This is a genomic window from Shewanella sp. SR44-4, assembly GCF_014163715.1.
Lineage (GTDB): Bacteria > Pseudomonadota > Gammaproteobacteria > Enterobacterales > Shewanellaceae > Shewanella.
The window spans coordinates 46,580-71,848 of sequence record NZ_JACJDU010000019.1 but is presented as its reverse complement, the minus strand read 5'-3'; the positions used below and the strand labels follow the sequence as shown (position 1 = coordinate 71,848).

Below are 25,269 nucleotides of genomic sequence, written 5' to 3'. Positions count from 1 at the left end.
ACACGATAACCAAAGTTATGCACTAATTTACAAGTGTTTGGTCCATGTGTTGGGTTTAGAATAGATTATATGCTAATCCGATTTATTACTGAATAACTGCCTACTTAATAACGGCTTATTACCCAACAATGGTGTGAGTAAATAACGCATTAATCCTTTAGCTTGATTAAACTGTTCAGGTTGCAGGTTTTGTGATGCCAATGCTAGCAACATCGCCCCAGATAAACAGCCTTTACCATGAGAAAAAGAGCTTTCTTGAGTGGTTACTACAGGGATAAAACCACTCTCTGCAATAAACCGATAGTGGCAACTGTCATCTAACGAGTCACCTTGGGTGTCATAAGCAAGAGACGGCAATGCACCTAACTCGAGTAACAATGCCATTTCAAAATAACGCAGGTGGCTTGAACAAAACTGTTTCGCTAACGCCAGTAGCGCACGATGATAATCGAGAAAGAGACCTTCAGCTTGGTGATCGACTGATAATAGGCGAACCAATATTTCGTTTAAGTAAAAACCAGAATAAAGACTATTACCGCTCAGCGGCATAGCAGGTGCAGCGGCTTCAATTTGGGTAATATTTTTCAACCCTAAATTTCTGGCTTCGGACTTGGCACTAAATTGGATAATTAGCGGTTGAAAAGGTTGTAAGATACTTTTAATTGACCGTTTACCAGAACCGACTCGAGTAATGGCATCAACACGTCCAACACCCTCTACCAGCAAATTAACGATTACGCTCGATTCACGAAATTGTCGATGATGAAGGACATAGCCACGTTTCATAGTGGCCATGCCTATAAATACATAATCAGTAACGCTAAAGCCAATTTAGCTTTCGCCATAGCCTAAACTTCTCAATGCACGTTCATCATCAGCCCAACCTGATTTCACTTTCACCCACACTTCAAGAAATACTTTATTGTCAAATAAGGTTTCCATGTCTAGACGAGATTGCGTTGCAATCGTTCGAATTCGCTCACCTTTATTGCCAATTACCATACGTTTTTGGCCTTCACGTTCAACCAGAATTAACGCATTAATTTGATAGACGCCATTTTCCATCATTTTAAACTGTTCAATCTCTACCGTTGCGTCGTAAGGAAGTTCATCCCCAAGGAAGCGCATTAGCTTTTCACGGACAATTTCAGATGCCATAAAGCGTTGTGAGCGATCGGTCACGTAATCTTCAGGGAAATAAAATGGGGCTTCAGGTAATGATTCACGCGCCATATCCAAAATGCGTTGCACATTGGTGCCTTTACTGGCTGATATTGGCAAAATTTCATCAAAATCAAACTTTTTAGCCAATTCAGTTAAATAAGGGAATAATGATTCTTTATCTTTAATATTATCAACTTTATTGATGGCTAAAATGATTTTTCGATCGTCATTTCGATGTTGAATTTTTTGAAGAACCATCTCATCATCGGCAGTCCACGTCATACCATCAACAACAAAAATAACCATAGCAACATCAGCTAATGAACTGGCAGCCGCACGGTTCATCAAGCGGTTTATCGCACGCTTTTCTTCGATGTGTAGACCAGGTGTATCAATAAATATAATCTGGCTTGGGCCATCGGTATGAATACCCATGATACGGTGACGAGTTGTTTGTGGTTTTTTTGAGGTAATACTCACCTTTTGACCAAGTAACTTGTTCAAAAGCGTTGATTTACCCACATTGGGACGACCGACAATAGCCACCATGCCACAATAAGTTACATCGTATTTGGCTGTTGCGGTTGGTGCTGCTTGGTTCATCCTTGCCAGCAGTTCATCTAAGCTAGGCTCTTGGTTATCACCTGCTGGCAAGTCTGTTTTTTTGGTCATTTATTCAGTAGCTCCAATACCTGAGCAGCGGCAAGCTGTTCAGCTTTTCTTCTTGAACTTGCCACACCGGTGACAACTTTATCTAATTCACTAATTTTACATTCTACGGTGAAGGTTTGATCATGCGCTTCACCTTCTACTGCAACAACTTGGTAATCTGGCAATGGCTTTTTAAAACCTTGCAGGTATTCTTGCAAAATTGTCTTCGGATCTTTCTGATTAATACCCGGTTTTATCTCAGCTAAACGCTCTTGATACCATGATAATAATAGCTTACGGCACACTTCAATATCGGCATCAAGGTAAACTGCACCAATAATAGCCTCTACGGCATCCGCTAAAATAGATTCGCGTCTAAAGCCACCGCTTTTGAGTTCACCAGGGCCTAAATACAAATAATCACCTAGCTTGAACTCTTGAGCGATGATTGTCAGTGTGTCACCTTTGACTAAAGTAGCGCGCATACGGCTTAAATCACCTTCAGTCGCCTTTGGAAACTGATGATATAAGGCATCTGAAATAGCTATCGATAGAATCGAATCGCCTAAAAACTCTAAACGCTCATTATGTTTATTTGCTGCGCTGCGATGCGTTAAGGCCTGAATGAGTAATTCAATATTATTAAACTCATACCCTAAAGTACGGCACAAACGCGGCAAATTTTTAATGGGTTCCATCAATGTATTCCACCTACTCTATCAAAACGTACTCCGGTCGGTACCCACGTTGGTAACACATCACTCGGTTTACGATCAAATTCAAAACTAATCCAAATTGCAACGGCTTTACCGACAAGATTCTCTTCCGGTACAAAGCCCCAGAATCGACTATCGGTACTATTATCACGGTTATCACCCATGGCAAAATACATTCCTTGAGGGACAACGAACTCACCAGCAGGAAGACCCGCTTGAGGATAAAAGTGCTGTCTGAAATCAGGGCGCGATGGATTAAGCAAAATATCGTGTTCTACATCGCCTAATTGCTCACTCAAACGAATTAATGGCACGTCATTTTGGCTAAACTCACCACGATTAATTTCTACATGCTCAATCGTATGAGCCGCTGGGCAGTCAGATTTATTGACACACGCTTCTTGGATCATCAGTTGTTTATTACGATAAAATATCTTGTCACCTGGTAAACCAACCACACGCTTTATATAGTCAATTTTTGGGTTTTCAGGGTATTTAAATACAAATACGTCTCCGCGCTCAGGTTCACCGGTTTCAACTAGTTTGCTGCGCCATACAGGATCGCGTAACCCGTAACTAAACTTTTCAACCAGAATGAAATCACCCACTAAGAGTGTCGGCATCATCGAACCAGATGGAATTTGAAATGGCTCATAGATAAAAGATCGTAAAATCATCACAAAGGCGATAACCGGAAAAATCGAATGTGCAGTTTCAACTAACACGGGCTCACGAATGATTTTATCTATCGCATCTGCACTTAACTGAGTTGAGTTAGCTTGTGCTGCTAATAAGCTTTCACGGCGTTTAGGCGCAAAAAATACCACATCAATTAACCAAATAAGTCCACTGACTAAGGTTACGAGTACTAAAATGAGCGAAAAATAGGCTGCCATTACTGATTTATCTCCTGCTAGGTGTGTTGGATCCATATGGCTTGAGCAAAGGCTCAGAATAACTCAATCCAGTATGGTGATTAACGAATAAACATTCACCCAGTTGAGTGTTACAAAATATATAGTAAAAATAACGATAACGCCGCAATACGCGGCGTTTAGTGTCGGTTAATCTTTCAAGGTTTTTTTTGCAGCGAATTGTTGGTCATTTATACAAGGCAGAGGCTTTGTAGTGTAGTTATTCTACATAAAAAGCCGATAACGCAGTAAAAATGGCCAACAAACGCTGCCCGAAGGGTTCGGCTAAAAACGTTTTACTCTTTATTGAGTGATTCTTTGTGAATCAAGTGGTGCTTAGATTACTAGGCAGCAATCCACTCGCCTCGATTAAAACGTTTTTATCTCGAACAAAATTTAACCAGAAAACATCAACAGGCACTAGCAAACTAAAACAATTAATTATAATTAATCGTTAAGTTTCAATACCGCTAAGAATGCCTCTTGTGGCACTTCAACGTTACCGACTTGCTTCATGCGTTTTTTACCTTCTTTCTGCTTGTTAAGTAGTTTCTTCTTACGTGAAACGTCACCACCATAACACTTAGCGGTTACATCTTTACGTAATGCTTTAATACTTGAACGAGCAATAATCTGACTACCAACAGCAGCCTGAATAGCAATATCAAACATTTGGCGAGGGATCAGTTCTTTCATCTTTTCAACCAATGCCAAACCACGATGACGAATATTACTGCGATGAATAATCATCGCTAATGCATCAACTCTGTCGCCATTGATTAAAATGTCCAGTCGCACCATATCTGCAGGATCAAAACGAATAAAGTTATACTCTAATGACGCATAACCACGACTCGTTGACTTAAGACGGTCAAAGAAATCCATGACCACTTCAGCCATCGGCAAATGATAAGTCACGGCCACTTGATTACCGTGATAAACCATATTGGTTTGCGAACCGCGCTTTTCAATACACAAGGTAATCACGTTACCTAAGTATTCTTTTGGCACTAATATATTGGCTTCAACAATCGGTTCACGAATTTCTTCGATATTATTCAGCGCAGGTAGGCCTGAAGGATTATCGACATAAATCGTTTCACCATTGTTCATGATAACTTCGTACACCACTGTGGGTGCCGTCGTGATCAAATCTAGATTATATTCGCGCTCTAAACGCTCCTGGACAATCTCCATGTGCAGAAGGCCGAGAAAACCTATACGGAAACCAAAACCTAACGCTGATGAAGTTTCAGGTTCAAAAAACAGTGATGCATCATTCAAACTTAATTTATTTAACGCATCACGGAAGCTTTCATATTCATCGGTAGAAATTGGGAATACACCGGCATAAACCTGAGGCTTAACACGTTTAAAGCCTGGAAGAGGTTTGTCCGCGCCATTTTTTGCATGGGTCAAGGTATCACCTACTGGCGCACCGTGAATTTCTTTAATACCAGAAATCACATAACCCACTTCACCTGCACGAAGCTCTGTTTTGTCTTTTTCTTTTGGGGTAAAAATGCCTACGCGATCGGCGTTATAGTTTTGTCCAGTGGACATCACTTTAAATTTTTCACCTTTCTTAAGTATGCCATTCTTAATACGTACTAAAGAAACAACACCAAGGTATGCATCAAACCATGAGTCAATAATCAACGCTTGTAAAGGCGCAGACTCATCGCCCACTGGCGGAGGAATTTTTGCGATAATTTCCTCTAGTACTAAATCAACGCCAACACCTGTCTTTGCTGAACAACGCACAGCATCCATGGCATCAATGCCAACGATATCTTCAATCTCTGCTGCTACACGGTCTGGTTCAGCCTGAGGTAAGTCAATTTTATTTAATACAGGAACTACGTCTAAATTCATTTCTAGTGCGGTATAGCAGTTTGCTAATGTCTGAGCTTCTACGCCTTGACCAGCATCAACTACTAATAGTGCACCTTCACATGCAGCCAAAGAACGTGATACTTCATAAGAGAAGTCAACGTGGCCTGGTGTATCAATGAAGTTGAGTAGATAAGTGTTACCATCTTTTGCATGGTAATCTAAGGTGACACTTTGGGCTTTGATCGTAATGCCACGCTCACGTTCTAGATCCATTGAATCTAAAACCTGTGCAGCCATTTCACGGTCAGTTAAGCCGCCACATACCTGAATCAGGCGATCGGATAAAGTTGATTTACCATGGTCGATATGGGCAATAATCGAGAAGTTTCTAATGTGTTTCATTATGCTGCAATGACTACTACTAAAATGATGAAAATTAAGGTGGCAAATTGTACCTGATTGGGGGGGTAATACCAATCAGATTAAACAATAGTATCCATTTTGGGGCGATTATTAACCATTACAGGAGGTTTTCGAGGCTCTGTACACACATTTTCAGGTTAAAAGAGATGGTTAAACATGTTACACGGCATCATAGGTCATCAGCATAAATGTGGAAAATATTCACTAACTTGAATTCGGGATAAGAGATGAGAATATGATTATAAAGATCATAAACTTAGAAGTTAACCATTATCAAAATTGTCATTTTTTACTAACAAGGCCAATTGACGCGCGTATATCTGGCCTATTGCAAGTTCATTCAACGCAGTTAGTAAAACAAAGGGCGAGCAGTTTGTTATCCCGAGATCAGGCTAACTAATGACAGGCACTGATAATGCCCACTTCTTGGCCTAAATAGGTAATGATAACGGGTGTGGCGTGAGCCTCTAGTTCAGTGGCGAAGTGCTTACCAATAAACCAGGCAACCAATGCGCCTAATGCACCAAAAGCCATAGCAAAACCATTGGTACTCAATCCTATTCCAGCAGCCAGCATATGCCCTATCATTGCCGATAAAAACAACCCAATTAACGGCAATAAATACACCAATGCAGCCGCTTTAATGATGACGCTTTCAGGTAAACCTATTTTAAGCAAATCACCGCTATGGCAAGGTCTTTCACTCGGTAATGAAAAACGTTGTGTATGAACCGAAAAAGCTTTAGCGATCGTCGATGTGCCACAATTTTCACTGCTGGCACAATGGTTACATGCACTTTTTAATTCAACCTCAACAGTTACCCAGCCTTGTTGATAATCAACCACGCGGGCAATTTCTTCCATCATAGTGGATGACTCGGACATGTGGCTATTCATATAATCAGCTCAAACCATAAATAAGGATTCAATTTTAGCACAATGCCGCTCATTGGCTAAGCAAGTTTACCGCTAAGCTATATCATTTCTAATTTGCCACTAGAAACACGAAAGCCGTGACACAAAATATTGTTGTCACGGCTTGCTTGTTAACGAGCATTGTTTATTTTAATACTAAACTATTGGCTATCCTGTCTAACGTTTCAGAAGGCACCTTACCGATAGCTACAACCTCAAGCGTACCCACTTTAACAACTACCATAGATAAACCATTACGAATAAGCAGCTCATTGGGCATCGGATTTTCTCCCGCTCGCGCGACATAAACAGAAATATTGGCTAATCCATCCGTTAACGCCACATATTCAACCGGCTCGTGAATACCTATCAAGCGATGATGATCGCGAACAACCACATCAAATCCTTCTGGTAACCAAGTAAATTGCCAGTTTTTACCATCCGTGCGTTCCGCTTGGTTCATCACTGCTGGCCACTCTTGCTTTGCTGCTTCAATTAAAATGTTCGCAGGTTCGGTTAATTCAATCAGCTCAATGACCATGGTTTGTTCAAGTAATTGTTTTTCTTTATTGAGGGAGTCAAAACGTAATGGCAAATAAGTGTCCATATCAATCCACACTTGAGCATCATAACGATTGTCATCATTGGCGAGTAAACGGATCATTTGTCCAGGACGTCCAGCAATACGCCCTCGACCACCAATAACAAACTGATAGCCTTTTTCAAGCTGGCTTAAATCTCCCGCTAAAGCTGCTGGCCAAATTCCCTGAATACGAGGCGCTACCACACTGTAAGCCGGTTGGTCATGTTCTATAAACGTAACCGTATTACCCACTCGCACTGCATTTTTCGGCGGACCATTAAGGTATTCAAGTAAAGCGACTTCTTTATTATCGACAATGCCATGAATGTAAACAAGCGGACGGATATGGTCGGCTTGTAGCTGAATAATAGAGGTTTTGTATTGTTTATCGTGCATTGCTTGGCTCATATTCTTAAGCCAAGCTTTAGCAGATAAATCTTCTTCAGCGTGTGTTGGAAAGGTTAACACTAACAGTGCTAGCAGGATAAGGCGCAAGCTAACTCCTAACATGGTAAGACAAGGTTCTGCCGGCGGATTATGGATTTACCGCGGCATCTTGCACGCTATTATCATCAACAGCAACACCTGGATTCAAGCGTTGTTGTAACATGTGATCTTGGATATAAGCATTAATACGGCGACGCTGTTCTATAACTTGCTCATTAGAATAGCTTTGTTGATTTTGTACCGCACCAGTCTGATAGCTTACCGGTGACACACTCCCCACTAAAGGACGAGTCATTAATACCGGTAACGGTGACTCTGCATCACTGGTTTGGTTATAATTTTGCACCCCAACAATGGCCACCATAGCAACTGTTGCTGCAATAGCATATTGGCCAAACTGTTTGAAAAATGGCACCACGTTTGAACCCACTGCAACTTGCTGTGGAGTGCTAATTGGCTCGACTAATTCACTTTGCTTGGCTTGAGGCATAATAATTGTCGGTTCAAGCTCAATTGCTGCAGTGATGCTAGCAAAAAGGTCTAAGTCAATGGCTGTCGGCAACTCGCCGCGCATTGCATCGCCTATCATGTGATAGCGTTGCCATTCATCATGTGAATCAACGTCGGCAGAAAGCTGCGCCAATGTTTTATCATCGGCTTCACCATCAACTGCTGCAGATACCCACTCTTGACTTGATTTAAGCATTATTCACCTATCTAAGGTTAAGGCTGTTACTTTTCCAGCAAAGGCTGGAGCTGTTTGTCGATTGCTTCTCGAGCACGAAAGATACGCGATCTTACCGTGCCAACAGGGCAATCCATTATATTAGCAATATCTTCATAACTCATTCCTTCTAGCTCTCTGAGCGATATTGCCATTTTTAACTCTTCAGGCAGAGTGTCGAGCGTATCAAAGATCACTTTACTCATTTGATCTTTCATTAATAATCGCTCTGGTGATGCAAACTCTTTTAACGCATCACTGCCTTCATAATATTCTGCATCTTCTATATCAACATCGTTTGCAGGTGCTCTGCGCCCTTGCGATGTAAGATGGTTTTTTGCGGTGTTTACCGCAATACGATACAACCAAGTATAAAATGCACTTTCACCACGAAAATTTGCTAACGCTCTATACGCTTTAATAAAGGCTTCTTGTGTCACATCCGCTACATCCGCTTGATTGCGTACATACCTAGAAATCAAACTCATCACTTTATTTTGATACTTCAGCACTAACAGGTTAAATGCATTTTTATCGCCTTGCTGTACTCGCTCAACTAATTGTTGATCACTATATTGTCCACTCATCCGAGCCGACTACTCCTAAATCTGTAATACTGATTTCTCAGTCGCTCGAATCCTGTTCATATGAGTAGACCTACTGATATGAAGAAAGTTCGATATTGAATTAAAAAAAATTAATTTATTTTACATATAAACAAAATATCTAAGCAAAATCACAATAAAATACGCTGTAAAAGTACCCTGTCGTAGTAATTTGATTTACTATGATCAAACCACATAGCCACACCATGATACCTGATGAAACAAGCAGTTGAACACCAATCTGACATTTTGGTCATCGGCAGCGGTGCTGCAGGACTAACTTTAGCACTACATCTTGCTGAAAAATCAAAAGTAATTCTTCTTTCTAAAGGCCCATTATCAGAAGGGTCAACATTATACGCTCAAGGTGGAATCGCCTCTGTTTTCGATGAAGGCGACACAATTGAGTCCCACGTCAACGATACCTTAATCGCTGGCGCCGGATTATGCGATAAATCAGTTGTGACCTACACCGCAGAAAATGCCAAAAGTGCAATGCAATGGTTAATTAATTGTGGCGTGGCATTTGATAAAGAAGAAACCTTAGCTGGAGTCGATAATAGTACAGCCCCCTACCACCTAACCCGTGAAGGTGGGCATAGCCATCGTCGTATTCTGCATTCTGCCGATGCTACCGGTAAAGCGGTACAAACTACATTACAAGAACGTGCAATCGCTCACCCAAACATACAAGTGCTTGAACGTTACAATGCGATTGATTTAATCACCACGCGTAAATTGCATCGACCGGGTAACCGTGTGCTTGGTGCTTATGTGTGGAATCGCGATGAGGAACATGTAGAAACCGTCAGAGCCAAATTTGTTGCGTTAGCAACTGGCGGCAGCTCAAAAGTGTACCAATACACCTCGAATCCTGATATTGCCAGTGGCGATGGTATTGCAATGGCATGGCGCGCAGGTTGTCGAATTGCCAATATGGAATTTAATCAATTCCATCCAACGTGTTTATTTCACCCTAATGCCAGAAACTTCTTGTTAACGGAAGCATTACGCGGTGAAGGAGCTTATTTACGTCGTCCTGATGGCAGCCGTTTTATGCCCGATTTCGACGAAAGAGCTGAACTCGCTCCTCGCGATATTGTTGCTCGCGCCATTGATTATGAAATGAAACGTTTAGGTGTTGATTGTGTGTATTTAGATATCAGCCATAAACCTGCTGACTTTATCATTAAACACTTTCCAACCATTTATCAACGTTGTCTTGAATTGGGTATTGATATCACCAAAGACCCAATTCCAGCGGTTCCAGCGGCACACTATACATGTGGTGGTGTGATGACTGACCTTCATGGTCAAACCGATATTAATGGCTTATATGCTATTGGCGAAGTGGCTTACACAGGCTTACATGGCGCTAATAGACTGGCGAGCAATTCACTACTGGAGTGTTTAGTCTTTGCCCGTGCGGCCTCACAAGATATTGAAGGTTTGTTGCATAAAATACCGATGCCTTGCCCAATACCTTTATGGGACGAGAGCAAAGTAACTAACTCTGATGAAGAAGTCGTTATTGCCCATAATTGGCACGAACTGCGCCTATTTATGTGGGATTACGTCGGTATTGTCAGAACAGATAAACGATTAGAACGAGCACTACGAAGATGTTTGATGCTTCAACAAGAGATTGAAGAGTACTATTCAAACTTCCGTGTCAGTAACAATTTATTAGAGCTGCGTAATTTGGTACAAGTTGCAGAATTAATTATTCGATGTGCAATGGAACGAAAAGAAAGCCGAGGCCTTCATTATAATATTGATTATCCTGAACAAATCGACAATCCTAAACCAACCATTTTACAACCGAGCAGTTAAACGCTGTCAACGTCACTCAACTTCACATCATTAATGGCTTAATAATAGACGACACAGATTACGATATGCTGTGTCGTCTAACATATCACTCCATACCAGCAATACTCTGTTCTCGCCCGTTTGAAGATGTTGTAAATAAATAATGCACATTAATGGACTGATAAAGGGTTTTTTAGTGAGTGTTATTTTATTGAGACTTCCATTTTCACCTTGCAATAATGTACCAGCCCCCTTGTCACCTAAAGTAAGCAAACAACGCCAACTAGATACTCTGCGCCAGCTGTAAAAAAAAATGAAGATAATGGTAACGAATAACAACATTTGAATGGCGTGGTATATCAAGGAAGGATAATAAGGCCAAGCTAAAAAGCTCGTTAATACAACAGCAAACGATACCACTAAGGCACCACGCTGCAAAAATGAAGCACTCAATGCAAATTGTTGCATATGAGTGCTAGTACTGACCAATACATCAACAGGCGGGTTAAGGTGCTGCTCTTCCACGGACTTTGACTATCATATTGGCGAACAATGGATCTGAACATTGTTCATGGCCCATAAACCAAGCAAATAGCTCCGGATCTTCACACTCTAATAAACGAATAAAAGTGTTTTTATCATCATCGCTCATGGCTTCGTATTGGGCTTCGACAAAGGGTTGAAACAATATATCTAATTCTAACATTCCGCGGCGGCATGCCCAGCGTACACGAGCTATATTCATTAATTCCAACACAAATCTCCTGATGTCTATATCACAAGCTAGCTTATACGGTTTTCAAAATCTTGTACTTGTAGATCTCGTCCTGCAAATAAATCACTAAAATCCGTTGCCAGTAATGATTTTACCGCCGGATGTTGGATCATTCGCTCAGCGAACATCACATGGTACTCTTCTTTAATATCGGTGGTTTCACCAAGTAACACCATACCTTGAGAGAGTATATCATGACGATAAATAGACGGTGCGACAAAAATTCCCTGATTAAAATAGCCGAATGCTTTCATCATTTCGGCATCGTCAAATTCACCCAAGATACTAACATTAAGACTTTTTTCAGCAAACCAACCGTGTAACTGTTGTCCTAATGATGTCCGCTTACCCGGTATGAGTAATTTACGCTGCTCAAGACAAGCGGGAAAAGGGACTGGAATCGCTTCAGCCGAGAAGAAACTGACACCACATTCACCAAGCTTTTTCGATAAAATTTCAGGGAATTTCAACGAGCCGCCAGCGCAATCAGATAAAATCATGTCAAGCTTATGCTCACGTAAACGCTCAATAAGGCTATCGTGGGTTGATTCATAACACGCCAAATGAACCGAACCATCATCTGGAATAACAGTTAACAACACTCTACTCACTAAAGCTTTAGATAAAGCATCGGCAATACCTACCTCAAACAGCAGTGAATCATCTTTTTGATAATTAAGTATATCGAGCATTTCATAGCTCAAGCTAAACATTTTATCGGCATAACGAAATACTAATTCGCCCAACTCTGTAGCAACTAAGTTACGACCAACACGCTTAAATAACGTGCCTTTTAATCGCTCTTCTAATGCACGAATTTGTCCCGTTATGGTTTGCGGGGCCAAACACAATGCTTCAGCCGCTTTAGTCACTGAGCCTTTTTTTTGTACCATCCAAAAATAATATAAATGGTTATAATTTAAATGCTGCATATCAATCATTAACCTAACAAAATTTACTCACACTACTATAGCAAATAAACCGCTACTTCTATTGCTCATTAATCTATACCAATCAACGACAATATTAGTTCACCATAGATAGTTCACCATATTGATTAGCCAAGATTAGTCATAAAAAAACGCAGCCAAATGGCTGCGTTAAGTAAAGACGTAGTTACTGACTCCGTCGGCAATCCATCAAACTAGTGATCACTGACTCAAGCTCATCACTGTTATTGACATTGTTCAACGACACCTGCTCTGTGAGTGCTGATACAATTTCAGATTTCACCGGTATATGACTAGCGCAATAATTCAAATTCGCCGATTGATAACGTTTTCCTGCTCGGTATTTTAGTGCTCTTGACTCGTAATCGTTAGGATCTATTCTTTTCTTTGCCAAATCATCACGATACATTAGTGCACCATCTACCACACCTTCTAGATAACTTTGGCAAGTCGGTGAATCAGATGATTCTAAACAAACATTAAATGATTCAGCCGATACAGGAATAACAAAACTGGTCAGTAGTATTCCAAAGGTTAATTTATTCAATTTCATGATTTTACTCCATTTTCAGGCAATACTTTGGCCAACCAAAAGTAGCCAATCACAGCCGCAAATAACGATCCTGTTAAAATACCTAGTCTTGCATAATCACCAAATGCAGCGGGTGAGTTCTCAAATGCTAACGAAGCAATAAACACCGACATGGTAAAGCCGATACCACACATAACAGCAACCGGTATGATATGCCTCCAACCAATCCCAGGTGGTAGTTCAGCTAACTTAAGTTTTACTGCTAAATAACTAAATAACAGCACCCCGATCGGCTTACCCAACAACAGACCCATGATGATACCTAGGGTGATAGGTTCAGCAAATGTATCAAATGACATATTAGTTAATGACAGACCAGCGTTGGCAAAAGCAAATACCGGCAGGATCATAAAGGTGCTCCAAGGGTGCAACTTATGCTCTAAATGCTCAGATGGCGAGGAACCATCTTTTGCTCTAAGTGGAATACAAAATGCAATAATCACTCCGGCCAATGTCGCATGTACTCCAGACTTCAATACAGCAACCCAAAGAATAAAACCGAGTAAACCGTAAGGCAGAATTGAACTGACTCCTTTCCTGTTCAGTGCGACCATCAGCACGATCGATACCGCGGCAATAACCAAACTAAGCATTGATAAATCAGTGCTGTAAAACAGAGCAATAATAACAATGACTCCTAGATCGTCAATAATTGCCAGTGCTAACAAAAACACTTTTAACGCCACGGGCACACGACTACCGAGCAGTGCCATAATACCTAGCGCAAAGGCGATATCAGTAGCAGCAGGAATAGCCCATCCGATCTGAGTTTCTGGGTTTGAGTAATTAAATGCTAAGTAAAATAATGCCGGAAACACCATGCCACCAATCGCAGCAAAGCTGGGCAATGATGCCTTAGCTACGCTCGATAGCGCACCTTCAAGTAATTCACGCTTTACTTCTAAACCGATTAATAAAAAGAATAATGCCATCAAGCCATCATTGATCCACAGTAAAAGCGGCTTATCGATATCAAGATCACCTACTCTAAGCTGCACTTCGGTGCCTAAGAAATCTTGATATACACCCGCTAACGGTGAATTGGCTAAAATCATCGCCAATGCGACGGCAACGATTAATAAAATGCCACCCGCAGACTCTTGGCTTAAGAAGTTCTTAATTGCTCGTTCCATATAACACTCCTAAAAAAACAATGGGATCAGTCTATCTGATATGTTCAAACAATAATAATCGATTGTTTCTTGATGTTAACTCGGCTTAACCGAGGTGTCGATCGTAAAGTTAGCTCTAAAAGTAAAAATAATTAATTGAACCTGCATTTCATTTGGCAATGATTTGCCGGCCTTGATTAGGTATAATCGATAAAAGCAAAAAAGGAATTGGGACCAATGAAACAGTATTTAGACCTGTGTAAACGCATTGTCGAAGAAGGCGAATGGGTTAATAATGCACGAACAAACAAAAAGTGCCTAACTGTCATTAATGCCGACTTAGTTTATGATGTTGGTAACAATCAATTCCCTTTGGTGACCACACGTAAAAGCTTCTGGAAGTCTGCCATAGCGGAGATCCTCGGTTATTTACGTGGCTACCAAAATGCGGCCGATTTTAGGGCATTAGGCACTAAAACATGGGACGCTAACGCCAATGAAAACCAAGCATGGCTAGATAACCCAAACCGTAAAGGGCCCGATGATATGGGACTGATATACGGAGCGTTAGGGCGTGCATTTCCAAAGCCTGATGGTGGCCATGTCGATTTACTGCAACAAATCGTCGATGATCTCAGTAACGGTATAGATAATCGTGGTGAAATTTTAACCTTCTTGCACCCTGGCGCATTTGACTTAGGCTGCTTACGGCCATGTATGTACGAGCACCATTTTTCATTACTCGGTGATACTTTATACCTTAACAGCACACAACGCAGTTGTGATGTTCCACTAGGGTTAAACTTTAATATGGTACAAGTATATGTATTGCTTGCGTTAATGGCTCAGATTACTGGCCATAAACCGGGTAAGGCATACCATAAGATAGTCAATGCTCATATTTACGAAGATCAACTCGAACCAATGCGAGATGTTCAGCTCGCGCGTGAACCCTTTGCATCGCCTAAGTTAATCATCAATCCAAAGATTAAAACCCTAAAAGACATCGAAACCTGGGTAACCTTGGATGACTTTAGCGTTGAAGACTATCAACATCACGATGCGATTAAGTATCCTTTCGCTGTGTAATAGCTGTTAGGTTAACTAAAAACGCCTTTGTTCAACTACTTGAACAAAGGCGTTTTTGTAATCATTTAGAACAATTTAGAATTAACTTAATAGTAGTTTTAGCCCTACCACAACAAGCAAACAAGCAAATATTTTTTTCAATACTGGTGTCGGCCAAGAACTCGCCGCTTTTACGCCAATAGGCGCACACAACATGGAACTAATGATAATGCCGATTAATGCCGGCAAATAAATAAACCCAACCGAGCCCTCGGGTAAATTGGGTACATCGAAACCTGCGATAATGTAACCAATGGTACCGGATACTGCGATAAGCATCCCGGTTGCCGACGAAAACCCAACAGCTTGACGCATTTGCAAACCGCAATAACTTAAAAATGGCACCAGCAGAACCCCGCCACCAATGCCCATTAAACCAGCAATTAACGCTATCGCTGTCGATATCACCAGTAACACGGCAAAATTTGGCATACTGCCACCCGTTTTGACTTTAAACGGAAATGCCATTTGTACAGCCATTAACACCACAAAAATAGCAAAAGCCTGTTGCAAATCATCTGATGCAATTTGCTCAGACACAAAAGCTGATGCTAACGACCCTATTACAATACCCGGAAATATAGGCTTAAATAGCTCCCAAGGTATATTTCCACGTTTGTGATGCGCGGTGGCTGATGACATAGACGTTAAAATAATCGATGCCAGTGACGTAGCGATAGCGACATGAGTAATTTGGGTTGAACTGATACCTACTGAAGGTAAAATATACAATAGCGCAGGTACGATAATTAACCCACCACCAATACCTAACAGCCCAGCCAAAAAACCCACGACAGAACCTAAAACAAGGCAAATTAAAAATACCTGCAGTAAACTATCCACGATGACATCCTTAAAATGACGCTTGATTATGTTACGAACCACTAGGAAAATCATTTAAGGTTTTCCGAAGCAGATTCAATCGTACTGCTAATCGATGTTGATTAAATCTAAAAGGTTATGTTTTCGCAAGAAACTGGCTAACAAGCCGCGAACCTGGTTTCCATTTGACTGTTGTAAAATAGATCCTAATAACTCAGTGAGCTCTTGCTTTGATACACGCCTGAGTAAAAAATTGATTCTGGCTAAGCTGCCTTGGTTCATACTAAGTTTGTTATAGCCCATTGCGACTAAAAGCAGTGCACCATAAGGTTCACCAGCAAGTTCACCACAAACACTCACATCTAAATCATACAATTTACACTCATCGACAGCTCGTTTAAGTGCCCTAAGAATACCTGGATGATAACTATCAAATAACGAACTCACACTCGGATTATTACGATCGACGGCCAGTAAATATTGCGTTAAATCGTTACTGCCCACCGACACGAAGTCGACCCGTTTTGCCACATCTTGCAATTGATACAACAATGCAGGAACTTCAAGCATAACGCCGACCTTCGGCCTCACTAAAATAGTCTTTAGTTCTTGGCTTAGTTCGGTAAACGCTTGCTCTAAATATTTTAATGTTTGATCTATCTCATCCAGATTACTCACCATTGGTAGTAATATTTGTAATTGATTGCCGTTTCCAGCAGCTTGCAGCATCGCGCGCAATTGCACTAAAAACAACTCAGGATGATCAAGCGATAAACGAATGCCACGCCAACCTAAAAACGGATTGTCTTCTTTAATTGGAAAATACGGTAACGGTTTGTCGCCGCCAACATCCAATGTACGCATCACAACAGGTCTATCACCAGCGGCACTCAATACCTGACGATATACATTGATTTGTTCACTTTCGCTCGGAAAGCGTTGATGGAGCATAAAGGGAATTTCAGTTCGATACAGCCCAATACCATCTGCGCATTCAGCAATTTCAGAAGCGATACCACTCAATAAACCTGCATTTAAATACAAATGGATCCGCTGACCATCTGTAGTCACTGATGGTAGGTTTAATTCGGCAGAAAATTGCTTTTGCTTTTCAACATCGGCATCAATCAGTAATTGGTACTCTTCAATCACTGCTGGCGATGGCGATACCAATAGCTGGCCACGATTCGCATTGAGGACTAATAGTTTTTGATCGATGTCGATTGATAACACATCATCAACGCCAACAATGGCAGGTACACCCAAGGCTCGCGCTAAAATAGCCGCATGGGCATTAACCCCACCACGTTCAGTGACAATACCAGCGAGTTTTTGCCGTGGAAACTCAGCCAATAAAGTGGCATCCACTTCTTTAGCGACTAAAATAACCGGTTTATCTGGCTCTAACTCTAACCGACCCGGTTCAATAAGCTGTCGAAGTAGTTTTTGCCCAAGCTCACGAATATCACTGGCGCGCTCTTTTAGATATGGATCTTCCATTTCTAAAAACTGTTTGATATAGCGCAATGACACTCGGCTCACCGCAGACTCAGCCTGCCAGCCTAAAGCGACTTCACGGGCATATTCACCACCAAGGCTAGAGTCGTCTAGCAATAATTGAAATGCGGTAAAGATAGAGGCCACATCAGCAGACTTTTCACGCTCAAAACGTTGCGATATAGACGACAACATGTCTTTACAACGCTGCATGGCCAACTTTAAGCGCTGAATTTCAACATCTATATCGAAGCAGCTGACCTCGGGTTGTTCCAGAGAAATAACACCGCCTAATACCAGGCCATGAGCAATCGCAATACCACTTGATGCATTAACACCACTGAAAACCACTTGCTGTTGCACATTAGTAACAGCCGCTTTGTGTTTCAAGCTGCGCACAACCACCGCCAACTGAGCGGCTAAGGTCATTAAAAATGCTTCTTCACTTTCACTGAACTGACGGGCTTCTGGCTGTTGCACCACAATAACGCCCACAACCTGTTTTTGAAAAATAATCGGCACAGCCAAAAATGCACGATATTCTTCTTCTTCAGCTTCGGGAAATAATTTAAAACGAGGATGAATACGGGCATCGGCAAGATTAACGGCTTCTTCACGCTCAGCAACTAAGCCTACTAAACCTTGCGATAATGGCATGCTCACTCGGCCAACGGCAGATTGTTGTAAACCTTCGGTAGCGGATAACACTAGATGTTGTTGTTCAAGGATATAAATAGAACAGCAATGGGTAGCCATCGCTAATCGAGTTTGTGACACTAATATATTTAATGCACTTTCAAGGCTGCTGGCTCTGGCAACAGCTTGAGTGATATCCCTGAGCATATTTAACACTGTTTCAATCCTCTTTGAAATCAGTTAACTCCGTTGTTTGCTTCGTTTTTTACTAAACTCGCGCGTTTGCAGCGCTAATGTCGTCGATGCGAACTCTTTCATTACCTTTCTATATACGTCGCGCTTAAAAGACACAACCTGACGAACAGGATACCAATAACTCACCCAACGCCAATCATCAAACTCAGGATGACCAGAAGAATTCAAGTTAATAGTATTATCGTGACCTTTCAATTGTAGTAAAAACCATTTCTGTTTTTGGCCAATGCAAACAGGTTTGCTTTCTTGGCGTACCAAACGCTTGGGTAACCGATAACGTAACCAAGATCGAGTGGATGTTAAAATTTGAACATGCTCAGGTCTGAGTCCCACTTCTTCGTAAAGTTCGCGATACATGGCTTCTTCTACTGATTCGCCATCATCTAACCCACCTTGTGGAAACTGCCATGAATGTTGACCAAAACGTCTGGCCCACATAACTTGTCCAAATTTATTACAGATAATGATGCCCACATTTGCGCGAAAGCCGTCGCTATCAATCACATGGACTCCAAAAATAACAAATTTTATATCGTCTGATTGTTTCACAAAGCATGCCTATCGGCAAACCTCTATTTACTGTGGATAATTGAATAACAATGTTAATAAATCAAAATTATCAACAATTAAACCAAGCTACCCTGTGGATTATCCACAAAATCTGTGGATATCTCTGTTCGAAACTTTGCTAAAGCTTGATAACAGGCTAAAATTTAGTTGCACCCTTTCTAAGGTAAACTGCTTTTTATTATAATATACTGCAATATAATTAGTAACTTAAAAAAAATTGTAAATTAACATTATAGCAAATCGCCGCTATCGTACAAAAAACAAACAACACCAATTAAGATAGCCAATCACTCATTTAGCAACTTAAGTTATACACAAATAACAAGGCTTATTTTAAATTAAACCCGCTAAAAAGCTGTTTTATTGCGTTGACTTGGTGTTTTTAATCAGTTAAAGACAGGTTTTATTACACTTATCCATTAAATCTGTGGATAAGTATGTGTGAAATGTAGGGGAAAAACGAGTGTAACTCGGGACAAGTATAATATAAAAACAACCACAACCTAAAAAGAACTTTTAAAACAACCGATTACAAAGGAATTCAATCAAATAACTTTAACCAACTAAAACCTGGTCGTTTTTCAACCACATCGCAAATAACTAACTAAACTTGTTCTCGACGAATATTACTTGATAGCATAGCCTGTTGATTTTGATCGTCTATTCATTCTTTTTTCCAGAGGAAAATACTCATCCATGGCTAAATCATCGCCATTAGATATAATCGAATTAATGCAAAGAGCGCACAATATGGCTGGCATTCGTTTAGCTGATATTGCGGCCGATAATGACATCATTGTACCAGCCGATTTACGCCGAGATAAAGGTTGGGTAGGCCAACTGATTGAATCTGAATTAGGCGCGCTGGCAGGATCAAAGCCTGAACAAGACTTTTTACATTTAGGAGTTGAACTCAAAACGATCCCGATTGATCGCAAAGGCAAACCGCTTGAGACCACTTATGTCACCGTGGCACCGCTGACAAACATTCAGGGTATGACTTGGGAAAACAGTTTGGTTTATCATAAATTGCAGAGAGTGTTATGGGTTCCTATTGAAGGCGAACGTAGTATCCCAGTCGGTGATCGTCGTATAGGCACCCCCATATTGTGGCAACCGAATACGACACAAGCCGGACAGTTGCAACAAGATTGGGAAGAGATAATGGAGTTAATTGCACTAGGTCAAGTTGATAAAATTACTGCACGTCATGGTGAAGTACTGCAATTACGTCCAAAAGCAGCTAATAGCAAAATACTCACCGAAAGCATCGCCGAAGACGGCAGCATTCAGTTATCTAATCCCCGAGGCTTTTACCTTAAAATTGATTTTACTCAACAGATATTAACCAATGCCTTTTCATAATCTGCCGTTGTTACTTTGCTTGGTATCTAGGGTCTGTTGATCATTAACATCAATTTTTTAGTGGTACATGGCAATGTTTTACAAAGCAGAGCTTACGACATCTCGTGATACAACATGAGTAAGCGATAACACACAGAAACAAACCACAAATGCAGCTCAAACGAACCGGCTAAAGGGTGTTTTTAATCTTTATCGAATAAATTGGTTACAAACCGTTAGCCTAATTGGAAGTTTCGTCTCTAATATTTATGCCGCCTTGTTAAATAAATAACAAGCCGTTTATCTCGAACAAATTTCAGCCACTAAAGTTCAACAAGCCCTAGTAATGTTGAAAAAACTTTGCGTTAGTGCACATATTTCTTCACTTCTATTGATCTAAATCACAAATAAACTATCACATGTAAGCAAATTTTCTATAGACTACCCCCCTTATATACTAAGTCATTTGGGCAACCACATCCTCCGTGAAAGCACGCCGTCAAACTCAAAAATTATTGTTCGCTATTTTTGCCTGGTGTGTAGCAATGGCTTCTTTCGTTTTTTTTCGCTACTCACAATCATCGCAACTGCCTGAATGGGCTGTTGGCAATGCCGATCTCGCCACGCTTGCCATAATGATGGGTGTTGTATTTGGCGGCTTGCATTGGATGTCCAATCTCATTGCAGATTTTAGCGCCATCAGCCGTTTACCTTATTTATTTTCAGTGGTGTTTAAAGGATTGTTTTTGCTCCTTGGGGCAACAACCTTGGCGTATGTGACACAATTTTTAAACATGTGGGCCATAGAGAACCACATGGTGACATTACGACAAATGCTCACAGTGCAGATTATTTATAGCCCATCGTTTCAGGCATTAGTGGTTTATCTTGTTGTGGTAAGGGTCAGCTTAGCTTTTATCGAACAAATGTCGCTGTTGGTTGGCCCTAAAGTCTTGCTCAATATAGGCCTTGGCAAATACCACAAACCACGTTACGAGCAACAATTATTCTTATTTATCGATATGGTCTCATCAACAGCTCATGCAGAAACCTTAGGTGATTACCGCTTTAGCCGCCTAATTCAAGATAGCTTTAGCATGTTAGCGGACACAGTAACCGATAATGAAGCTGAAATTTATCGTTACATGGGTGATGCCGTACTTATCCACTGGCCATTAGAGCAAGGTATTAAACAAGACCGTTGTATGAATATCTATTTCGAATTTTGCCAGCAATTGCAGTGGCAAAGGCAATACTTTGAACAACAATATGGTTTTGTGCCAAAATTTAAAGCTGCGGCGCATTGTGGCCAAGTTGTAGCAGCGGTAGTCGGCGTACATAAGCAAGAGATTAGTTTTTTCAGTGATGTATTAAATACCTTGGCACGGCTACAAGACCAATGTAATCCGCTCGGTCAAAGAATGTTGCTATCTGGAGATGTGGTACATCGACTTGAGCAGCAAAATAGTCAATATGACCTGACTGATTTAGGCCCAATCATGCTTAAAGGTAAAAAACATCCGACTGAAGTGTATGGTGTTGCACCGATAAAACTGACCAACGCCTAAAACTGAGGTTAATTGAATTTAGTTAAGCTCAATTTCAATCATAAACATGCCTGAAACGCACATTGCTACGCGACAGATAACAAAAAGGCTATTGACGCTTCAATAGCCTTATTAACGACACAAATCGCACCTTTGATATTGCTAACCTGAAATAAACCATTTTATCGATTCATCCCATATCTCATTTATCCCAAGTTGCGGTTAACCTGGTAACGATTGTGCTAGCAGCTTTTGTTGAATCGCTAAGCCTAAGGTTCTAAACGTTGAAATACGGCTGGTAGTTTGACGCCAAACTAAGCCAATATCACGATAAGGAGCTTCACCCGGCGGATCCATTGCAACAAGATCAGTATCAGTTAAAATACCGGTATCAATGGCCATTTGGGGTAAAAATGTGGTGCCTAATTTACTGTTTACCATCTGCACCAAGGTATGCAAACTGGTTGCAGCAAATGGATTGATTTTGGCACTATCACCCAATTGGCATGCTGTTATCGCGTGACCGGTAATACAATGTTCAGCTTGGAGTAAAAAAATGCTTTCGTCTGGCATTTTTTGATAGTCAATGGGTTGCAAAAATTGTTGCGATACCTCTTTATGCATCACCATTTTAAACGGATCGATGCCGACTTTCATGCTATGAAAACCACTGGTGTCGACAGGTAACGCTAATATTAATAAATCCAACTCACCTTTTGCTAAGGCATCTAATAGACGCTCGGTCGTGTCTTCTTTTAATAACAAACTGAGTTTGGGGTAGTCTTGCTGACATAACTTAACGACTCGGCTAAGTAAGAAAGGCGCGATAGTGGGAATACAGCCTAAACGAATTTCTCCGGTCATCGGTTCGCCTTGATTTTTCACTAATTCAACTAAGTCATCAACATTAGTTAAAATATTTCGAGCACGCTCAACCACTTCTTCACCGATAGCGGTAAACATAAATGATTTATGATCACGTTCAATCAACTGATAACCCAGTTGTTCTTCAAGGTTTTGGATACCACTAGATAAAGTCGATTGACTCACAAAGCACATCTTAGCAGCACGATTAAAATTTTGCTCTTGATGTAAATGAACCAAATAATAAAGGTTCTTGAGGCTAGGAAGATTTTTCATATAAACGATTACCCTTATCCATATTAATTCAAATAATGAATTAATTTAGCCAAAATAACAAGACACTGATGGTCAATATTGAACAAACGGCCATAAAAAATGCCTCTTCAATAAAGAGGCATTTCAACAAACCGATTGTAGGCACTAATGTAGATGTTAATCTAAACTGATTATGCTGCCTACTCTACTCGTAATTACGCTTTCGCTTCTAAGTAAACTTTCAGTTGTTGTAAATCTTGTGCAGCATGCGCAACGATTTCAGCAAGCCATACTTTATGTTCTGTTTCCCATTTAGCTTCTTCACCGTGTTGTAGTAACTGTGAAAATTGCTGAATGCGTTTAAGGCCAACAGATCCTGCTGCACCTTTAAATTTATGAGCTTCTGCACATAACGTTTCTTTATCATTTGCATCGCCAGCTTTCACTAGGCTACTGACATACTCAGGCATTAACTGCTCGAATAACACTACGCTTTTCAATAACGTTCCAGCACCAATGGCACTGATATATTGCTCAAGCGTATTGAGATCCAATATTGAGTCTAACTGCGTTGTGGCCATAAAGGCACCTCTATCAAAATCTAACTCTATAAAATTACAAATATGATACCGAGTAAAATACCCTATGCAAGGCTTGCTAATATTTAGCCGCTATTTAATGGTAAAAAATCACATTTTTACAACATAACTACTCAACTGGTATTACCAATGTTTAAAAAACACTCACTTTGGTAATGTTTCGTCCAATTTATAACTAATAATAGCGATTAGTCTGATACATCTTCACAAAACCTAGCGCTATCTTTACTTTGTCCATATTCAACAGAGACATAATATATCTGCCTAAATACACCACACTAGGCCGTTTTACTTTGGCTAAACATTAATGCACTGCCTTGGCCACCGTATTCTTTAAGCTCATCCACAATGGCCACTAGTCCATCCCATCTAAATGCGCACCAATGAGGGGCGAGTAACATTGGTTTTTTGGCATAGGCGGTTACGCGGTGAAAGATAATCTCTTTTGGGGTGTGGCGGATAAGTTTTGCCGCCTCATAGGCATACTCTTCAAGACTTATTAGCGGCATAGGATGATAGCGCCATTGTTTCGCCATAATACTGCCTTCTACAATATGCAAAGGGTGCAGTTTTAGTCCGTCAACGCCAATTCCTAATACGGTTTGTAAACTATTAAAATAATCAGCAGATGTTTCACCCGGCAGCCCTAATATTAGATGGGTACACACCTTAATGCCTTTATCGCGAGCCTTTTTAACTGTCTGACGATACTCACACAATTGGTGACCACGATTAATCCGTTTTAACGTGTGATTATTGGCCGTTTGTAGGCCAAGTTCCAACCACACCTCAATACCTCTTTGTTGATACTCAACGAGTAAATCAAGTACTTCATCGGGTACACAGTCAGGACGAGTGCCTATATGAAGCCCGACAATATCGGCATCTTCAAGTGCTTGATCATACTTTTGCTTTAGCACTTTATACTCGTCGTAAGTACTGGTATAAGCTTGAAAATAAGCGATGTATTTAGCGGTAGGAATAGAATTAATATCCGCAGAGGTAGTACATTTTTTTGCAGATTGGGCGCGTACTTTACCTTCGGTTAACTGCATCGCAATCGGCTGTTCTCTACCTTGTTCGCCACTAAATGAAACAACATTACAAAAAGTACAACCGCCTACCCCTAACGTGCCATCTCGATTGGGACAGGTAAATTGGCCATCAATAGTTAATTTTTTTACTCTTTGGCCATATAAATGTTTGCAATGTGCCCCAAACGTATTAACGTAATCATCTAAACCCACAACTTACTCTCATCATCATTCCAAAGTTCGCCAGTGTAGTCAGACGGTAAACATCTGTCTTGGTGCTAAATCAATAAATGCTCTATCAATTCAAGCGCTCGCTAAAGTTGTGCACAAACTCAAAAAACGTTTAAAACAATTTAAGTAATTTATACATCACCTAAAATGAATATTTAGTCATTTAGAATAATTTTTTACCCAAAGACTGTATTTGAAATAAAATTCACTATTTTTATTTCAAAAATAATTCCCTGTTGTTGTTGCAAAAAGGTAAACAATTGTTTGA

24 protein-coding genes are annotated in these 25,269 nt (G+C 40.6%); 4 read left to right on the top strand and 20 right to left on the bottom strand.

Features of this window, described 5'->3' with window-relative positions; genetic code table 11:
• Positions 1-72: 72 nt before the first annotated feature.
• The 9 genes from recO to rpoE all read right to left on the bottom strand — a co-directional run bounded on the left by recO (position 73) and on the right by rpoE (position 8,960).
• The gene (gene recO / locus H5125_RS11090) at positions 73-786 is read right to left on the bottom strand and encodes a DNA repair protein RecO (RefSeq protein WP_182744276.1); all 714 of its coding nucleotides are present in this window, start codon (positions 784-786) and stop codon (positions 73-75) included.
• Between the two features lie 45 nt (positions 787-831).
• A complete protein-coding gene (gene era / locus H5125_RS11085; protein ID WP_101086352.1) occupies positions 832-1,836 on the bottom strand; it encodes a GTPase Era in 1,005 nt (334 codons plus the stop codon).
• A complete protein-coding gene (rnc, locus tag H5125_RS11080; protein WP_101086351.1) occupies positions 1,833-2,513 on the bottom strand; it encodes a ribonuclease III in 681 nt (226 codons plus the stop codon). The genes era and rnc overlap by 4 nt, the downstream gene beginning before the upstream one ends.
• Positions 2,513-3,427 carry a signal peptidase I gene (gene lepB, locus H5125_RS11075; RefSeq protein ID WP_101086350.1) on the bottom strand — a complete coding sequence of 305 codons (915 nt, stop codon included), beginning with the start codon at positions 3,425-3,427 and terminating at the stop codon, positions 2,513-2,515. The genes rnc and lepB overlap by 1 nt, the downstream gene beginning before the upstream one ends.
• Before the next feature lie 465 nt (positions 3,428-3,892).
• The gene (lepA, locus tag H5125_RS11070) at positions 3,893-5,683 is read right to left on the bottom strand and encodes a translation elongation factor 4 (protein ID WP_101086349.1); all 1,791 of its coding nucleotides are present in this window, start codon (positions 5,681-5,683) and stop codon (positions 3,893-3,895) included.
• A gap of 417 nt (positions 5,684-6,100) precedes the next feature.
• Positions 6,101-6,571: a SoxR reducing system RseC family protein gene (locus H5125_RS11065; protein ID WP_182744280.1), complete on the bottom strand. Its 471-nt coding sequence runs from the start codon at positions 6,569-6,571 to the stop codon at positions 6,101-6,103.
• A gap of 193 nt (positions 6,572-6,764) precedes the next feature.
• Entirely contained in the window at positions 6,765-7,697 is a 933-nt protein-coding gene (locus H5125_RS11060; protein ID WP_101086347.1) for a MucB/RseB C-terminal domain-containing protein, read from the bottom strand.
• Positions 7,698-7,737: 40 nt separating this feature from the next.
• Entirely contained in the window at positions 7,738-8,355 is a 618-nt protein-coding gene (locus H5125_RS11055; RefSeq protein WP_101086346.1) for a sigma-E factor negative regulatory protein, read from the bottom strand.
• Between the two features lie 26 nt (positions 8,356-8,381).
• On the bottom strand, positions 8,382-8,960 hold the full coding sequence (rpoE, locus tag H5125_RS11050) for an RNA polymerase sigma factor RpoE (protein WP_011638383.1): 579 nt from the start codon (positions 8,958-8,960) through the stop codon (positions 8,382-8,384).
• Positions 8,961-9,194: 234 nt separating this feature from the next.
• Here rpoE and nadB point away from each other — a divergent pair, with 234 nt between their 5' ends.
• Positions 9,195-10,811 (top strand): L-aspartate oxidase, encoded by a 1,617-nt coding sequence (nadB, locus tag H5125_RS11045; protein WP_101086345.1) that lies wholly within the window; start codon positions 9,195-9,197, stop codon positions 10,809-10,811.
• 30 nt (positions 10,812-10,841) lie between these two features.
• Here nadB and H5125_RS11040 read toward each other — a convergent pair whose 3' ends face one another.
• From H5125_RS11040 to nhaA, 5 genes are all read right to left on the bottom strand, one after another.
• Positions 10,842-11,315: a protein YgfX gene (locus H5125_RS11040; protein WP_101086344.1), complete on the bottom strand. Its 474-nt coding sequence runs from the start codon at positions 11,313-11,315 to the stop codon at positions 10,842-10,844.
• Positions 11,296-11,544, bottom strand: a complete 249-nt coding sequence (locus H5125_RS11035; RefSeq protein ID WP_101086343.1) for a succinate dehydrogenase assembly factor 2 — start codon at positions 11,542-11,544, stop codon at positions 11,296-11,298. The genes H5125_RS11040 and H5125_RS11035 overlap by 20 nt, the downstream gene beginning before the upstream one ends.
• Positions 11,545-11,573: 29 nt before the next feature.
• The gene (gene nhaR / locus H5125_RS11030) at positions 11,574-12,497 is read right to left on the bottom strand and encodes a transcriptional activator NhaR (protein ID WP_101087191.1); all 924 of its coding nucleotides are present in this window, start codon (positions 12,495-12,497) and stop codon (positions 11,574-11,576) included.
• A gap of 184 nt (positions 12,498-12,681) precedes the next feature.
• Positions 12,682-13,068, bottom strand: coding sequence for a hypothetical protein (locus H5125_RS11025; RefSeq protein WP_101086342.1), 387 nt, complete (start codon positions 13,066-13,068; stop codon positions 12,682-12,684).
• Positions 13,065-14,240 (bottom strand): Na+/H+ antiporter NhaA, encoded by a 1,176-nt coding sequence (gene nhaA / locus H5125_RS11020; protein WP_101086341.1) that lies wholly within the window; start codon positions 14,238-14,240, stop codon positions 13,065-13,067. The genes H5125_RS11025 and nhaA overlap by 4 nt, the downstream gene beginning before the upstream one ends.
• Before the next feature lie 216 nt (positions 14,241-14,456).
• Between nhaA and H5125_RS11015 the strand changes: the two genes are divergently transcribed.
• Positions 14,457-15,308 carry a thymidylate synthase gene (locus tag H5125_RS11015; RefSeq protein ID WP_101086340.1) on the top strand — a complete coding sequence of 284 codons (852 nt, stop codon included), beginning with the start codon at positions 14,457-14,459 and terminating at the stop codon, positions 15,306-15,308.
• Between the two features lie 81 nt (positions 15,309-15,389).
• Here H5125_RS11015 and H5125_RS11010 read toward each other — a convergent pair whose 3' ends face one another.
• The 3 genes from H5125_RS11010 to rppH all read right to left on the bottom strand — a co-directional run bounded on the left by H5125_RS11010 (position 15,390) and on the right by rppH (position 19,061).
• Positions 15,390-16,190 (bottom strand): sulfite exporter TauE/SafE family protein, encoded by an 801-nt coding sequence (locus H5125_RS11010; RefSeq protein ID WP_101086339.1) that lies wholly within the window; start codon positions 16,188-16,190, stop codon positions 15,390-15,392.
• An 87-nt stretch (positions 16,191-16,277) separates the two neighbouring features.
• Entirely contained in the window at positions 16,278-18,518 is a 2,241-nt protein-coding gene (gene ptsP / locus H5125_RS11005; RefSeq protein WP_162023690.1) for a phosphoenolpyruvate--protein phosphotransferase, read from the bottom strand.
• Between the two features lie 24 nt (positions 18,519-18,542).
• Entirely contained in the window at positions 18,543-19,061 is a 519-nt protein-coding gene (rppH, locus tag H5125_RS11000; protein WP_011638393.1) for an RNA pyrophosphohydrolase, read from the bottom strand.
• A gap of 762 nt (positions 19,062-19,823) precedes the next feature.
• On the opposite strand from rppH, the gene mutH reads away from it, so the two are divergent.
• Positions 19,824-20,492, top strand: a complete 669-nt coding sequence (gene mutH / locus H5125_RS10995; RefSeq protein WP_182744275.1) for a DNA mismatch repair endonuclease MutH — start codon at positions 19,824-19,826, stop codon at positions 20,490-20,492.
• Between the two features lie 524 nt (positions 20,493-21,016).
• The gene (locus tag H5125_RS10990) at positions 21,017-22,039 is read left to right on the top strand and encodes an adenylate/guanylate cyclase domain-containing protein (protein ID WP_220487333.1); all 1,023 of its coding nucleotides are present in this window, start codon (positions 21,017-21,019) and stop codon (positions 22,037-22,039) included.
• Between the two features lie 201 nt (positions 22,040-22,240).
• On the opposite strand, the gene oxyR is transcribed toward H5125_RS10990, so the two are convergent.
• The 3 genes from oxyR to H5125_RS10975 all read right to left on the bottom strand — a co-directional run bounded on the left by oxyR (position 22,241) and on the right by H5125_RS10975 (position 24,983).
• Complete coding sequence (gene oxyR, locus H5125_RS10985) at positions 22,241-23,158, bottom strand: hydrogen peroxide-inducible genes transcriptional activator OxyR (RefSeq protein WP_101086335.1); 918 nt, start codon at positions 23,156-23,158, stop codon at positions 22,241-22,243.
• 194 nt (positions 23,159-23,352) lie between these two features.
• Positions 23,353-23,718 carry an Hpt domain-containing protein gene (locus H5125_RS10980; protein WP_101088857.1) on the bottom strand — a complete coding sequence of 122 codons (366 nt, stop codon included), beginning with the start codon at positions 23,716-23,718 and terminating at the stop codon, positions 23,353-23,355.
• A 296-nt stretch (positions 23,719-24,014) separates the two neighbouring features.
• Positions 24,015-24,983 carry a TIGR01212 family radical SAM protein gene (locus H5125_RS10975; protein ID WP_182744274.1) on the bottom strand — a complete coding sequence of 323 codons (969 nt, stop codon included), beginning with the start codon at positions 24,981-24,983 and terminating at the stop codon, positions 24,015-24,017.
• Positions 24,984-25,269: the final 286 nt, after the last annotated feature.